This window comes from Shouchella phoenicis (assembly GCF_047238345.1).
Classification (GTDB): Bacteria; Bacillota; Bacilli; order Bacillales; family Bacillaceae_D; genus Shouchella.
On sequence record NZ_JBDFMQ010000001.1, the window covers coordinates 157,172 to 170,764 of the forward strand.

At 39.4% G+C, this 13,593-nt stretch carries 16 protein-coding genes; 14 read left to right on the plus strand and 2 right to left on the minus strand.

Annotation, left to right across the window (positions count from 1 at the left end):
* Positions 1–24: 24 nt before the first annotated feature.
* Genes ABC361_RS00905 through ABC361_RS00915 form a run of 3 tightly spaced genes read left to right on the plus strand, consistent with a single transcriptional unit; the run spans position 25 to position 2,833 of the window.
* Positions 25–1,473 carry an FtsK/SpoIIIE domain-containing protein gene (locus tag ABC361_RS00905; RefSeq protein ID WP_413072247.1) on the plus strand — a complete coding sequence of 483 codons (1,449 nt, stop codon included), beginning with the start codon at positions 25–27 and terminating at the stop codon, positions 1,471–1,473.
* A complete protein-coding gene (locus ABC361_RS00910; protein ID WP_413072248.1) occupies positions 1,470–2,531 on the plus strand; it encodes a replication initiation factor domain-containing protein in 1,062 nt (353 codons plus the stop codon). The genes ABC361_RS00905 and ABC361_RS00910 overlap by 4 nt, the downstream gene beginning before the upstream one ends.
* A gap of 14 nt (positions 2,532–2,545) precedes the next feature.
* Positions 2,546–2,833: a hypothetical protein gene (locus ABC361_RS00915; protein ID WP_413072249.1), complete on the plus strand. Its 288-nt coding sequence runs from the start codon at positions 2,546–2,548 to the stop codon at positions 2,831–2,833.
* Here ABC361_RS00915 and ABC361_RS00920 read toward each other — a convergent pair.
* Positions 2,802–3,716, minus strand: a complete 915-nt coding sequence (locus ABC361_RS00920) for a hypothetical protein (RefSeq protein ID WP_413072250.1) — start codon at positions 3,714–3,716, stop codon at positions 2,802–2,804. The two genes, ABC361_RS00915 and ABC361_RS00920, sit on opposite strands and share 32 nt — an antisense overlap.
* A 311-nt stretch (positions 3,717–4,027) precedes the next feature.
* Entirely contained in the window at positions 4,028–4,234 is a 207-nt protein-coding gene (locus ABC361_RS00925) for a hypothetical protein (protein ID WP_413072251.1), read from the minus strand.
* A gap of 129 nt (positions 4,235–4,363) precedes the next feature.
* Between ABC361_RS00925 and ABC361_RS00930 the strand changes: the two genes are divergently transcribed.
* The 11 genes from ABC361_RS00930 to ABC361_RS00980 are packed head-to-tail and all read left to right on the plus strand — an operon-like array spanning position 4,364 to position 13,559.
* Positions 4,364–4,621 (plus strand): hypothetical protein, encoded by a 258-nt coding sequence (locus tag ABC361_RS00930; protein WP_413072252.1) that lies wholly within the window; start codon positions 4,364–4,366, stop codon positions 4,619–4,621.
* Positions 4,618–4,911 (plus strand): hypothetical protein, encoded by a 294-nt coding sequence (locus ABC361_RS00935; protein WP_413072253.1) that lies wholly within the window; start codon positions 4,618–4,620, stop codon positions 4,909–4,911. The genes ABC361_RS00930 and ABC361_RS00935 overlap by 4 nt, the downstream gene beginning before the upstream one ends.
* A 9-nt stretch (positions 4,912–4,920) precedes the next feature.
* Positions 4,921–5,223 (plus strand): hypothetical protein, encoded by a 303-nt coding sequence (locus tag ABC361_RS00940; RefSeq protein ID WP_413072254.1) that lies wholly within the window; start codon positions 4,921–4,923, stop codon positions 5,221–5,223.
* Positions 5,216–6,262, plus strand: coding sequence for a conjugal transfer protein (locus ABC361_RS00945; protein ID WP_413072255.1), 1,047 nt, complete (start codon positions 5,216–5,218; stop codon positions 6,260–6,262). Before ABC361_RS00940 ends, ABC361_RS00945 begins: the two co-directional genes overlap by 8 nt.
* Positions 6,263–6,277: 15 nt before the next feature.
* Complete coding sequence (locus ABC361_RS00950; RefSeq protein WP_055736567.1) at positions 6,278–6,535, plus strand: hypothetical protein; 258 nt, start codon at positions 6,278–6,280, stop codon at positions 6,533–6,535.
* A gap of 13 nt (positions 6,536–6,548) precedes the next feature.
* Positions 6,549–7,073 carry a conjugal transfer protein gene (locus tag ABC361_RS00955; protein WP_413072256.1) on the plus strand — a complete coding sequence of 175 codons (525 nt, stop codon included), beginning with the start codon at positions 6,549–6,551 and terminating at the stop codon, positions 7,071–7,073.
* Positions 6,958–9,456 (plus strand): ATP-binding protein, encoded by a 2,499-nt coding sequence (locus tag ABC361_RS00960; RefSeq protein WP_459565480.1) that lies wholly within the window; start codon positions 6,958–6,960, stop codon positions 9,454–9,456. The genes ABC361_RS00955 and ABC361_RS00960 overlap by 116 nt, the downstream gene beginning before the upstream one ends.
* Positions 9,457–9,470: 14 nt before the next feature.
* Positions 9,471–9,797, plus strand: a complete 327-nt coding sequence (locus ABC361_RS00965; RefSeq protein ID WP_413072257.1) for an STIV orfB116 family protein — start codon at positions 9,471–9,473, stop codon at positions 9,795–9,797.
* Positions 9,798–9,811: 14 nt separating this feature from the next.
* The gene (locus tag ABC361_RS00970; protein WP_413072258.1) at positions 9,812–11,956 is read left to right on the plus strand and encodes a CD3337/EF1877 family mobilome membrane protein; all 2,145 of its coding nucleotides are present in this window, start codon (positions 9,812–9,814) and stop codon (positions 11,954–11,956) included.
* Between the two features lie 31 nt (positions 11,957–11,987).
* Complete coding sequence (locus ABC361_RS00975; protein WP_413072259.1) at positions 11,988–13,022, plus strand: lysozyme family protein; 1,035 nt, start codon at positions 11,988–11,990, stop codon at positions 13,020–13,022.
* Positions 13,023–13,040: 18 nt separating this feature from the next.
* A complete protein-coding gene (locus ABC361_RS00980; protein ID WP_413072260.1) occupies positions 13,041–13,559 on the plus strand; it encodes a hypothetical protein in 519 nt (172 codons plus the stop codon).
* Positions 13,560–13,593: the final 34 nt, after the last annotated feature.

The following is a 13,593-nucleotide window of genomic DNA, read 5'->3' on the forward strand; positions in this document are numbered from 1 at the left end:
GGAGGGTTAAAGATTATAGAAGCGATGAGACGTCGGCTTTGGAAATACCGTGGCCATAGAATTACCCCTCATATGAAACATGCACTTTGGACAGCAGGATTGGGTATAGGTATACCCGTTTTCCTAGCTGTTCTTTTTTATAGCTTTAAAGACTCGTTTCCAATCTCTCAATGGAATGATTGGGGGCAGTATAAAGTATATATTGCGTTTGATAGCTGGAATTGGTCATTCTTGTTATCAAGGTTTTCTGTAGCGCTCTTAATTGCATCAGCCGTTGTAGGCATCGTCTACCTTGTTGCATTTGATAAATTTAAACAGTTGCTGCACAAACAGAAAATTGCACGTATGTTCTTTTCAAATCGCTTTTACGAACAAGAAAACATCCAAACAGAGTCGGGATGGACAAATAAGACCGTTACAAAAAGAAAGATTACCTATTTTCCTCGTGCTTATTATCAAGTGAAGAATGGTCATATCTATGTCCGTGTTGCACTAGATTTAAGCCGATTTCAAGCGCGTTATTTAGAACTAGGTACAGACTTAGAGAATGGCTTATTTTGTGATTTAGTTGATCGTGAAGTCGAAGAAGGATTTGTGGTTTTTAAACTTTTATATGATGTAAGTAAAAATCGTATTCCAATTCAAGAAGTACAAGTAAAAAACGGTTCGATGAGTTTAATGAAAAACGTTTACTGGGAATTTGATAAGCTGCCACATATGTTAATTGCTGGTGGCACAGGTGGAGGGAAAACTTACTTCATCTTAACGATTATCCAAGCAGTGCTTAAATCAAATGCCAATATACGAATACTCGACCCAAAAAACGCTGATTTGGCAGACTTAGAAGCAGTTCTTCCGAAAGGTGTTGTGTATTCAAAGAAAAATGGCATTATGATGTGTTTGCGTAAATCGGTGGAGAACATGATGAAGCGGTCTGAGGAAATGAAACAGATGCCGAATTACAAGACAGGAGAGAATTACGCCTACCTTGGTTTGCCTCCCATGTTTATCTTCTTTGATGAATATGTAGCGTTTATGGATTTGTTGGAACCACAAGAACGAATGGAAGCGTTAGGTTATATGAAACAGCTCGTCATGCTAGGGAGGCAGATGGGTTATTTTTTAGTTCTTGGAGCACAACGACCAGATGCCAAGTATTTAGCTGACGGTATTCGAGATCAATTTAATTTCCGTGTGACATTAGGGAAGATGTCTGAATCTGGTTATGGCATGATGTTTGGTGATGTAGACAAAACCTTTGTAAATAAAAGCGTTAAAGGTCGTGGCTATGCCGACACAGGCACATCAACCATATCAGAATTCTATAGCCCACTTGTCACCAAAGACTATGACTTCATGGAAGAAATCAAGCAAGCACAAGTGGGAGTGTATGGAGCGTCGGCGACGGCAGTCGCCAGCGGCAGCGTAGCGACAGAAACGGGAACGAGTGGGAGGAGTGAGCGAAGCGAATGACGACCTCAAAACACCAACCCCCCCTAGCTAACAGGGGGGTAGTAATCGTAGAAAAAAAACCGGAAGAAGTCCAAAACCCTTTAACAGCAATGGTTGACTACTTGCGAGTATCTTTTAAAACACATGATGTTGATTTCATTCTGGAACACATCGTCCATTTAAAGAAAGCATACATGCAGGAAAAGGAGTCAGGTTTTTATGGCTACATTGGCACGTACCAGCTTGATCATATTAAAGTCTTTTATTCGAAAGAAGGTGACAATCGAGGCGTATTGGTAGAGATGTCTGGTCAAGGATGCCGACAGTTCGAAAGCTTCTTAGATGCGCGTAAAAAAACGTGGTTTGATTTCTTTAAAGACTGCATTAACCATGGTGGCAAGTTCAGTCGCTTTGACTTAGCGATTGATGATCGAGAAACGTACTTTGAAATCCCCATGCTGCTAGAGAAAGTGAAGAAGGGCGAAGCCATTTCACGGTTTCGTAAGTCCGATTTTAACGGCTCACTTGATATTGCAGATGGATCTAACGGAGGAACGACATTATACTTTGGCTCGAAAAAATCAGAAGCATACCTTTGCTTTTATGAGAAGAACCATGAACAAGCTGATAAGTATAACATTCCTCTTGAAGATCTAGGAGACTGGAACCGCTATGAACTAAGACTAAAAAATGATCGGGCGCAAGGCGCTGTTCAATCATTAATCCAGTCAAAAGACTTACTTGATATCGCCATGCAAATTATTAACAACTACATTCGATTTGTGGATGCCGATGAGGATGCTGCGAGAGAAAAATGGAAAACAAGCGACTTTTGGAAAGTGTTCATTGGTGATGTCGGCAAGCTAAGTCTGTTTATGCAGCCAGAAGATGATTTTTACGAGAAATCTAGGATGTGGTTGCAAAACTCATGTGCACCAACAATGAAAATGGTACTTGAAGCGGATCAGGTCTTAGGCAGACAAGATTTATCAGACATGGTCGTCAATGCCGAGCTGTCAGCTAAGCAAGAAAAGATGCTTGATGTGCTTTTAGCAAAACCAAAAGATATGGTTTATTGAAAGGGTGGGATTATATGAATCAAAGGTTAGATTATAGTGTGAGTATTATAAGGGAAGAGACAGTTGCAGATAAGAATTATCTTGTCATATTTTTAGATAAAGCTTTTCAATTAACAGCTTCTTCATTTCATGATGCTATTACTTATCTGCAAGAGAACTTCCACAATAAATTGACAGAGGGCTTTTCGATTACTGATATAACTAAACAAGGTTTATTAATGGCATTGAATGTAAAAGACACAAACATGCTAATTGAAAAAATACAAAATACTATTTCTGGAATAAATAATTTTCAGGAGTAACTTTTTCGAAATTAATGAATGTCTTCTTTTTACCTTTGTTAGTTGTCGGAAACCAAGACACGAAGCATGTGAAAGTATCTGTAGAGTTAATATACTGCTTTGACCAAGGATAATTTTTGTGTATCTGATACTTTGAGACAGCAAAAGAAGGATAATCTTCTATATCTCCATTTTCTGTTGGATTAGAATAATTATGGGCTTTAGTAAACTCTACGATGTAATAGGGCTTATCTGGATCTTTCTCAAAAATTTTTGCTTGTCCAAAATAAACCCGAAATTGATAAGACAATGTCGAGGGGGTATCTAGTGAATGAAAAAGCTCGTTAAGAGAGAGGGAATCAAGTGTCTCAAGTTTTGTGTTGTCTAAATCGTATTCACCAGACTGAAAAACTTCAACGAGAGTTCGTAAAGTTTTAACATGTGATTTTGAGTACTTTCTTTCCTTATCTCCATTGCTATTAACAGAATACGTTGCAGTTAATGAACTATTACTTTGAGGTGAAAGTGTATTGTGAGTTTGTTTTCTTGGTTGTGGTTTTTTAAAACCATCTTTCCCTAAAATTAGTTTTAGTTTCTTCGATTGTTTAACTTGAGATGAAGTCTCTTTGTTTGTGTTACTAGAATTTGATTTTTTTACAAGATAGCTACAACTTTCAGAGTGATTATTAGCTTTTCTAGCTCCCTCAGTAAAATAGGGGTTATTCTTTCTTTCATTTTTTGTAGTTTTAAAGTTTGCACAAGTGAGGGGGGCGTTACAATCATCATCACCATCACAGATAAATGCTCTTGAATCTTTTAGTTCACCAGTAAATGATAGTCTGTTAGCGAGACTGGCTGTGATAGTTTCTCCTAATTCGATACTGAATGCAGTTGGATATGTCAAAAATCTCACCTCGTAAAATAAAGAATATTATCAACAGTATAACAATCAAAGCTGCGGAAATAAAAGTATAGGACAAAAATGATAGGTATCCAACCATGGCATCTGTCAACGGTAAATGGCTGACTGGAATGGAATGAAAGGAATTTAAGGAGTTGATAGATTCTCAGAACCAAGACCCTCTTGGCATTGAAGAAAAACCCATTTTTCTTCTTGCCTACCGGCGAGGGAGCCCCCGAATGAAACCGGGGGTTGGGGGATTAAATGAACACGGTCAAGCTAGTTTAGCTTGCAGGTTTGGACAGCGTCCAAGGTTACTCGATTGAACAAGAGAAGGAATAAGTGAGACTTAAAAAGGATTTCTCAACTTGAACGAGTCCATCGTTATCAACACACTGTTGACTTGCTGTTTGAATTTCTTTGCTATTAAAGTAGATTTTTGAAATGAGCAGGAAAGCTATAGCAATAATTAACGTTGCGGCCACAAGCCCCATTACTAGAAGATTTCTTGTTTTGTTCATTGAATTCACCACTTTCAGACCAAGGTTAAACTCCTTTCATTCTACAGGAAGGAGGAGGTGAGTGTATACATGACATCATAACTCCGACAAGACAGCTAAGGAAGAAAAACAATGAAAGGAGGTGATTGTTTGGAGTTTGTGCCAGAGGGTGTCCGGTCTTGTTTATACACTGGTATTGGCAAAAATATTGATTTTTTAATTGCACAAGCAACAGCGGTGATTCATTCAGAACAACGTTTTATGAAAAGTTACGACTTGAAGAAGTATGAAGAAGTGAAGGAAGCTCTGAGCTGGTATACAGAGCACTGCCTTGAATCAAGTTTAGAAGAGGATTTACAGGAGTTTGAACGGTTATACCTAAAAATAAAGGAGGAAGAATCAATATGAGACATGTTGAACTTTTGAACCGAGGGCAAATGGAGAAAGAACTGGAAGAGCAAGGGATCTTGGACATTGCAGAACAATTGATCGAACGTATGAAGGAACATGTGCGCTATACGAGCAAACAAGTATTTGAGCAAGTTATTATTGATGCAAAGATGGTCGTGGATAATGCAGTTAAAACGATTGTAGCTCGCTTTGCCGTATACGAATTTGAAGATCCATTAGAAGATGGAGAGGTTGATCCAATTAAATATGTTGAATATGAATCACTAAGCCCAGCAAAAGAGGTTTAGTGATTTTTTATGTTAGCTCAATACAAGACGTTGGATGAACAGTTTAAGTTGTTAGGGTTTACGGTTGGCATTGGTTCGCAAGTATACGTAATGGATTTAAGTAGACGTTCCATGCTTGTTGTTGAAGGCGTTAGAAAAACGGGCTATTCCACCTATCGATATACGTTCTATAAAATGACGTGCTTGCCCGGAGGTGGTCAAAGGCATTTAAAAGTATATGAGAAAGATGTTTCAGCGAAAAAGGTGTTACGACGAGTAGCATCTTTTTTAGCTTATATAGAACAAGATCAAGGAGGGTTAAAGAATGGCTAAATCCGATGGGGGCTCGATGATCGAGCGCCTTAAACACCGCTTTAAGCGAATCAAGAAACCAGCCAAGCAAAGAAGCATGATTCGTAAAGATCATTCAAAGAGAACAGCAACGGCTGTGTGGTCATTATTGGGAAGCATTGTTTTCCTCTCACTATTAACTATTTTGCTTTCAGTTAATACAAGGTCTGCTTTAAATGAAACCAATGCGCATCTCTCGAGTGAAGCAAACGAGGAAGAGTCGCCCTCTATTTCATTACCTGCTGCTGAACAGTATCTTTCAGGATTTATTGATGTGTTCATCAATGTTGAAAACACCCATGAAGCACTAGAAGAAAGAAAACAAACGCTGAAAAATTACATGGCTCAATCAGCTACTTTACAGGATGACAAACATCCGCTTTATCAACTGTCAGATTTACAAGGTAATAGGATTTTAGAAAACCATTCCTTGTTTAACATGAGAGAGAAAGAAGAAGAAACCTTATTTCAATATAAAGTCACGTTCACAAATCAAGTTCCAAAAGAAAAAGAGGTAGAGATCGAGCCGGAAGATGATGACGATGAACCAGAGACTGAAATTGTCATTGAAAATGATGAGACGAAACAAACATTACTATTAAACATTCCAGTGATTGAAGAAGAAAGTACTTTCGCCATTGCAGGTACGCCATATTTTTCAGAAGTGTATTCCTTAAATGGAATGATAGAAATAGAGGAAGAGAAATTACACATTGATCCTTATGTCGGGGAGGAACAATCAGTGGTTCAGGAGTTTTTACATTCTTTCTATGAACGATATGCTGCTGAGCCGAAAGAAGAATTAGCTTACATGATGAAGGAGCCGAAAAGCCTAAACGGTGCTTTTTCATTTGAAGAAATTCAAGATGTCAAACTCATTGAAGTGGACAATGGATTTAAAGCAGAGGTAGCTGTGATGTTTAGAGGAAAAGGAACGAACATTCCACAGCCTGCTTTTATGGAATTAGAGATTAATCGACTTGAAGGAAATTACTACATTGAATCAATGGACTATAAGTAGAAGGAGGAAATGAATATGAATCTATTAAATAAATTAACGGTAGGGTCAGTCCCTAGTGGATTACCGACCCTAGATGGCGTAGAGAACTGGGGGCTTGTTGTTGTAGCTCAAGTAATAGGGTTGTTTGTTTTCTTCTTGATTGCAAAACACTTAGCTCGATTTAAGATAGGCGGTATTATTATGACGTGCATTGTCGGTGGGATTGCCACATTTGTTGTGCAAAATTGGTCTCAAGTGAGCGGATGGATTGAAGCATTCATTGATACGTTCTGAGGAGGTGTAGAGGTTGCGAACCATTTTTAACTACCGAAAAGCATTAAGAGAACCTAAAAAAGTACAGCAGCTAACGGCTTCATATAGTCTGCCAATCCCATTTGAGTTGATCCCAGTTATCAACTTTTTTATTTTTATGGCGATGACATTTCTGATAGGGCAGATCATTCGTATGGGGTTTCCTCATGCGTTTGAACGAACCTTTGTGATGTGGTTAATTGGGTTACCCCTAGCGTTAACCATACTCGTAACGAAAATTAAACCTGAAGGTAAGAACATTTATTTATATTTTTTGGATGTAGCCAAATACTACGTTCAAATAAAACTTCCAAAAAAGCGTTTCTGTAATGATCGAGAGGTCGAATGGATGAGTGATTCAACAATCCAGTTTAAACGCTGTGTAAAGGTGGTGGCGAAAAAACGTGAGTACATTGAAAACACCAATGAAAACGATGAGGAACAATCTACTGTTAACGAGAACGGGCGACGTGTGGGCGTATTACCGCATCAAGAGTCAGTCCATTCCCATGCAAAATAAAAAAGTAGTAAACAGCTACAAACGGAACTGGAAAGCCTTCTTTGAAGAACTAACCACGCATAAGGATTTTCATTTAATGATGTACCCACAAGAATATCGGCTAGAAGAACGATTTGCTGACTTGGAACAAGATCTCGCAGAAGACGCAAAGCAAATGGCAGAGTACTATACAGAAGAAACGGTACGATTGCTTAATCAACGCTTAGGAAAAGTCACAAAGAATGATTTTATATTAGGAGTGAAATTAAAGCAGAACTTAGTTAATAGTGATGCTGAACTTAAGGAAAACATGATGTCGATGTTTTCAACGGCAACAGATACAATTGTAAATCTATTAGGGTGGGAACAAAGCGTTTCCACCTCTTTCTTTCAACAGTACGAAGAGGCAGAGGAAACAACCGCAATTCTATGTGCAATGGTGAATGGAATTCGTTTAAGAGAAGACGAATTAATCTATGTAAATCGCTATAACTTCTTACGAGGCTTAGACCATCAAGTAGGGGAAGAGATTGAAAATGCCTCTGTAGATGCGATCACAAATACATTGATTGATCCAACTTCTTCTGGTGTGTTGAAACTAACGAGCGATGAGTCAGAAGGTTACATGTCATTTGTCGTAATCGACGAGTTTCGACATAACATGGCGGAGAGTGAATTGTTTTATGAGGCGCAAACATTGCCTTTTCCAGTAGAGATTGAGATGAAAGTGCAAGTCGAAAGCAAATCAAAAACGAAGATGGATTTGAATTTAAAGAAGCAGCAGCTAAAAGAATCAACGCTGGAACAAAACCGTGTTGGCGATCAAGAAGATTCATCGGTAAGTGCGAGTGCTTATTTAGTGAGCCACTTACAAAACGAAATAAAAAAAGATGATGTAGACATGTTGAATTGGTTAGCGGTCATAGTCGTACAAGGCGATACGAAGAAAGAGTGCAAAAATCGGGCGAAACTTGTGACGCGCCATATGAAGTCAGCAGGAATAACGTGTCGTATACCAGTCGCGGATCAATTGCCTTTGTTTTATAAGTTTCTACCTGGTGAACGGTTAGACGTAACCAACCGAAATTGGCTGCAAAAAACAACCCAAGATGGTTTGGCAGAAGGATTATTTGGCGTATCAGCTGACGTAGGTTCAAAGATTGGCTTTTTTATTGGTTGGATTGATCCGTTTGTTAAACATGCTGATTTACAAGGAGCCATTTCAGCGAGTCGATTTCCTGTTTTGTACCATATGTTCTTAGCCAACCAACAGCTCAAAGGGTCAAAGACTCGCTCTCCCCATGTTCTAATAACAGGGGATACAGGCACAGGTAAATCTTTTTTAGCAAAGCTGTTGTTTATCTATGTCAGCATGCTAAATGTAAAATCCTTGTACATTGATCCTAAGAAAGAATTACGGAAATGGATTGATAAGGTAAAGAAAAACCCGAGAGTACAGCAAGAGTATCCACTGTTCACACAGCATCTTGAGAAGTTCCATTTTACAACGCTGGATGCAGCGGATGAAGGGAATTGGGGAGCACTTGATCCAGTTGTATTTCTTCCACCGATGCAAGCAAAGGAAATGGTGCAAGTCATCTTTGCTCAAGTGTACGACTTTAAAGGCAAAGACGATGTTCATACCGCTTTTCTACGAGCAATCACCAATGTATTGGAACAAAAGCAAAACGGGGAGCAAGTTGGCTCACTGACAATTATTGAACTGATGAGAAACCACGATGATTCCGCAGTCCAAAAGGCTGGGGATTTTTTATATGAAGTCGTAGCTGATTCCATTATGAAACTATGTGTTCATGATGGCTCAAATCAAGCACTTTCGTTAAACAAACGTATTAGTATCGTTGAAATCGAAAACCTTGATCTACCAGAAGCGACTGATCCAATTGAAAGCTATACAAACTCACAACTGAAATCAAGTGCCGTTATGTTTGCGCTTGGAAAGTTTTGCGAGCTATTTGGTATGAACAAAGAAGAACGGACAATGGAATTTATGGACGAAGCATGGGTTATCACGTCCAGCCAACAAGGAAGGAAAGTGGAAAAGCAAATGCGTCGTGTAGGACGAAGTTACAACAATGCCCTTGTCTTTATTTCACAAAGCACGAAAGACGCATTGCGTGAAGAAGAATCAGGAAACTTCGGTGTAGCATTTGCGTTTGATGAACCGACAGAACGAAAAGAAGTGCTTAAGTGGATGAATATGGAGCCGAGCGAAGAGAACGAAGACATGATGGAAAACATGTTTCAAGGGCAATGCCTTTTTAAAGACTATTATGGGCGAACAGCAAAAATGAGCATTGAGTGCTTATTCGACGAATGGTATGAAGCGCTAGAAACCGTTGAGACTTCTTCAGTGGCAACGGCGGAAGAAAAATATTTATAGAAGGGAGGCAGAGGATGAAGTTAGCGATATTAAATTCATTGGTTGTTACTAATCAAGGCTTGTATAAGGCAGAAAAAATCACCTTAATGGAAGCACGAAAAATGATGTTCGCACATGAAACGAACTATGAAAGCTATGTTGGGCACGAGTCCTCATCACTCGTTTTAGAAGAACTACTCGGTTTTCCTGTCCCAGTTAACCGTATCCGATTTAGGCAAGAGAAATACCAGAAAGCCCTTTGTTTCAAGTTGTATGACCGCTACATGGAATACAAGAAGCTGACAGAAAAAGAACTACAAAGCGTCAACTATGATTTCTTTCTTCTAACAAGAATGGACTAGAAAGGAGGGAGAGGATGAACTCGAAACAAAAAGCGATTTGGATAAGTATTAGAGCAGTGCTCATTGCCCTGCTCTTTTTTGGTTCTCATACACTCGTTTTTGCGAATGACCAAGAGAATATGACAGAACCAAAGATAGAAGAAAAAGGCGGCGTTGAGCTTTCCATTAAACGCTTTCCCATATCAAGATACGTAGCCAACAATGAAGATGCTGACGGTCGAATTAAAGGGGCGTTCGTAGGCTTTACGAATGTCATCTTTTCTTTAGCTGGGAACGTTGTTCTAGTCGTTGATACTGCAATGGATAAGTTGTATTCATTAGAGCCAATCGATGAATTTGCGGATACATTAACGATAATTTCAACTACCGTATATGATACGTTGAAAGAGCACTTCGGCGAGTTGCTGTTTATATTTGCTGTCGGGTACATCGTCTACCTATTTATTGCAAAAGGCAGTGTTCAAGAAGCTTTAAGAAGATCCGTTTTATTCTTCTTGGTGCTTGTTGTAGGTGGCTACTGGATGCTTAATGCTGGCTACTTTATGAAGTCATTAAATGCATTGTCTGTTGAAGCACAAGGTTACATGCTTGAAGCGGGGAATGGATTAATTAATGTGGCTGAAGGTGAAGGGGTTTATGCCGATACGAGTCAAATTGATCCTGAAAACAAAATGGATGGTACCATCTCAATCATGAGAAATGTCTACTTTGATTTGGCAATGAAAAAGCCTTATCTCATTGTAAATTACGGCACGACAAGTGAGAACGCAATTAATGAGAATGACCACGCTGATCCAGAAGATTTTCCGGGCGGAAGCAATTTTAACAGAGTAGATCGCATGTTGGCGTTTCAGTTAACGAGTGATGGCGAAAAAGACAGGCAAAGCTATGTAGATGGTGAAATAGACGAGTATAACAACGAAAACATGGGTGGAGGAAATGTCTTTCAACAAATGGGGCAATCCTTAATCGCTTTATTTGGTTCCACTCTGCTAGGTATACCGTTCTTGCTTCTAGCATTACTAAATTTCCTCTTGCAGCTGATCGCGTTGGCACTTGCTTTTTTTATCCCATTTGCATTCGTTATGTCGTACATCCCGCAGCTGGCATACTCAGGTTTTGTTAGTATTGGAAAGCTCTTAAGTGTATTTGTGTTAAAGGCGATGCTGGGAATCCTCATATTGTTTGTCTATGTGCTCTGCTTTATCGTCGATGCAGTGTTGCCTCCAGAAGGATTTGCGATGTATTTAGTTAATCTGACTGTGTTAATTGCCGTATTGCTTTTAATGATTTGGAAACGAGATGCACTAATTAAAATGGTGACAGCTGGGAAAGTCACATCGGTTGATAACAACATGCTTAATCAAGTACGGAATGAAATGGTCAATCCGGCTGTTCATGCAATAAAGCCACGTTTGGCAGGTTTACGGGAATCCCCTATTCAACAAACCGAGCATCAAGCACCACCAAAAAGTGAGCGTACGAGTGTGAAAGAAGGTCGAAACGCTGATCAATTAGCAGAAGCACGAACACCTCAAACAGATGGGAAACAAGAAAGTCCATCTTCGGCTGTCGCACACAACGATCAAATAAAGCGCGCTGAACGGACGCCCCAACAAAAACGTGAAGAAAAGAAAGCAGAGAAGCAGAAGAAAAAAGCGGAAAAACAAGAACTAAAAGAACAGAATCAATCAAGAGAAGATTTAAGCACAGTTGTTGCTCATCAAAAAGAAGAGCGCCATGCCCCAAGACAAGAAATCAATCAAAGAGATCACGAACGAACGAAACAACCACAACCACGTGAACATCAGGAACCATCGTACCGTCCGTCTATCAAACAAGGTGATGTGACGTACTTAGACGATCATCGAGCGTTGCGTTCGGTAGAGAAATTAGAGAGAGAGAATCAATTACGTCAAACAAAAGGTATAAATTCCGCTAATCATCGAACGGAACAAAAACCTTCACAAAATGAACCCCAATGGATTCAAGACAAAGAAAAACAAGGAGTTCAACCAAGTAAAAGGCTTAATGAACGCCTTGATCAACCAAAGACAGAATCTATCAGAACCGCACAGCGCAATGAAAAGAGAGATTTAGAAGCGATTGAAAAAGAAGAAGATCGACACACACGTAGAGCAAAGGGAGCGTCTAAATAGACGTTCCTTTTTGTCGTGAAGGGAGTACGACATGAAAAAGCTAGGATGTGGTTTAGTTCTAATGGCCATTCCATTTATGTTTGTGGCATTGATTCTCATGGGCGTTGTCATGGTTATAACAGGAGAAAGCAACACATCAGGGCGTGATGCCCATTCTGAAATCGAGAGTGATATCAATTCGGACTATACGTTTAATGGAGTAAGCCCAGAGATTGAGCGGTATCGCAGTTACTTTGAACGTTATGCGAAAGAAAACGGCATTGAAGACCATATTGAGATTTTAATGGCGATGACGATGCAAGAAAGTGGCGGACGACTTGCTGATGTCATGCAATCATCTGAATCACTTGGACTACCTGTGAACACAATAACCGATCCAGAACTATCCATTAAACAAGGTGTGAGCTATTTTGCTAACGTTTTAAAGAGCTCTGGTGGCAATACAGAATTAGCCTTACAAAGCTACAACATGGGACATGGATTTATTGATTATGCAAATGAACATAACAATGGCAACTACAGTAAAGAACTAGCACAACAATTCTCCAATCATATGAAAGAGCGCTTAGGATGGAGTGTCTATGGAGACCCCAACTACGTTGATAATGTCATGCGTTATCTAGATAAAACCGAATTTAAATACGCAGCAGGCGATGCAGATTGGGCACTGCCACTAAAAAATATACGCATTACCAGTGAATTCGGATGGCGAACACATCCTGTTACAGGAGAAAGAAATTCCTTTCATGGCGGGCTCGACTTTGGCTGTACACCAGCAGATTCTATCTTAAGCGTGGCAAATGGTAGAGTTGTTGAGGCAAAGCATAGCAACGTAGGCTATGGCAATTATGTCACTGTAAAGCACGGACAAAATGAGTTTTCTCGTTATGCGCACTTATCGTCTATAAGTGTTTCGAACGGTGAAGAAGTTGATCAAGGGGATTCTCTAGGTAAATGTGGCACAACAGGTTCTAGTACGGGCAATCATCTTCATTTGGAACATATCACTGAACTTGGTCAGGCACACCCAGATAAGATTGACCCAAAAGAGACATTGGGACTTTAACAAGAAAGGACGGTATACATGCAAAAGAAAATGATAGTGATAATTGTGTTGCTAGTTGGAACAATGGTGTTCTTCATCATTCAAAATAGCAGCTTAAAAAACGAGAATCTAACAATAAGAGAGCAATTCGAACAGCTTAAAAATGAAGATATTAATAAAGGAGATACAAACGAACAAGCGAAGGAAATAGCAAGAGATTTTATCAGCGGCTATTTTAACTATCAAGACAAACCAGCAAAGCAAGATGTAGAAAACTATGCTACAAGCGAAGCCTTGGATCAGTTACAGTTTGACGATGCAGAGGGGTTGGAGGAAATTTACGGCGATACCGATATAGAAAAGATTCAGTCTAGCGTGGAAAACCTAAGTCTCTATGAAGGGCAATCACTAGATGATCGTATGGAGCTTGTTGCTTTCTTTGATAACCGAGTTGAAGTGAATGATATATCGAGTGTAGCAATGACCATAATGACGTTAGAAATAGTAGAAGAAGAGGATCAGTGGAGTGTTTCCAATTTTACTTTTTATCAACATTAGTTTGGGGGAATCTATGATTTCCCTACAAAGTGTA

Excerpts from the sequence above, each read along its gene's own strand:
- ABC361_RS00980 (WP_413072260.1), top strand. The coding sequence starts at position 13,041 with ATGCAAAAGAAAATGATAGTGATAATTGTGTTGCTAGTTGGAACAATG.
- ABC361_RS00925 (WP_413072251.1), bottom strand. The coding sequence starts at position 4,234 with ATGAACAAAACAAGAAATCTTCTAGTAATGGGGCTTGTGGCCGCAACG.
- ABC361_RS00945 (WP_413072255.1), top strand. The coding sequence starts at position 5,216 with ATGGCTAAATCCGATGGGGGCTCGATGATCGAGCGCCTTAAACACCGC.
- ABC361_RS00915 (WP_413072249.1), top strand. The coding sequence starts at position 2,546 with ATGAATCAAAGGTTAGATTATAGTGTGAGTATTATAAGGGAAGAGACA.
- ABC361_RS00950 (WP_055736567.1), top strand. The coding sequence starts at position 6,278 with ATGAATCTATTAAATAAATTAACGGTAGGGTCAGTCCCTAGTGGATTA.
- ABC361_RS00965 (WP_413072257.1), top strand. The coding sequence starts at position 9,471 with ATGAAGTTAGCGATATTAAATTCATTGGTTGTTACTAATCAAGGCTTG.
- ABC361_RS00935 (WP_413072253.1), top strand. The coding sequence starts at position 4,618 with ATGAGACATGTTGAACTTTTGAACCGAGGGCAAATGGAGAAAGAACTG.
- ABC361_RS00970 (WP_413072258.1), top strand. The coding sequence starts at position 9,812 with ATGAACTCGAAACAAAAAGCGATTTGGATAAGTATTAGAGCAGTGCTC.
- ABC361_RS00940 (WP_413072254.1), top strand. The coding sequence starts at position 4,921 with ATGTTAGCTCAATACAAGACGTTGGATGAACAGTTTAAGTTGTTAGGG.
- ABC361_RS00975 (WP_413072259.1), top strand. The coding sequence starts at position 11,988 with ATGAAAAAGCTAGGATGTGGTTTAGTTCTAATGGCCATTCCATTTATG.
- ABC361_RS00905 (WP_413072247.1), top strand. The coding sequence starts at position 25 with ATGAGACGTCGGCTTTGGAAATACCGTGGCCATAGAATTACCCCTCAT.
- ABC361_RS00910 (WP_413072248.1), top strand. The coding sequence starts at position 1,470 with ATGACGACCTCAAAACACCAACCCCCCCTAGCTAACAGGGGGGTAGTA.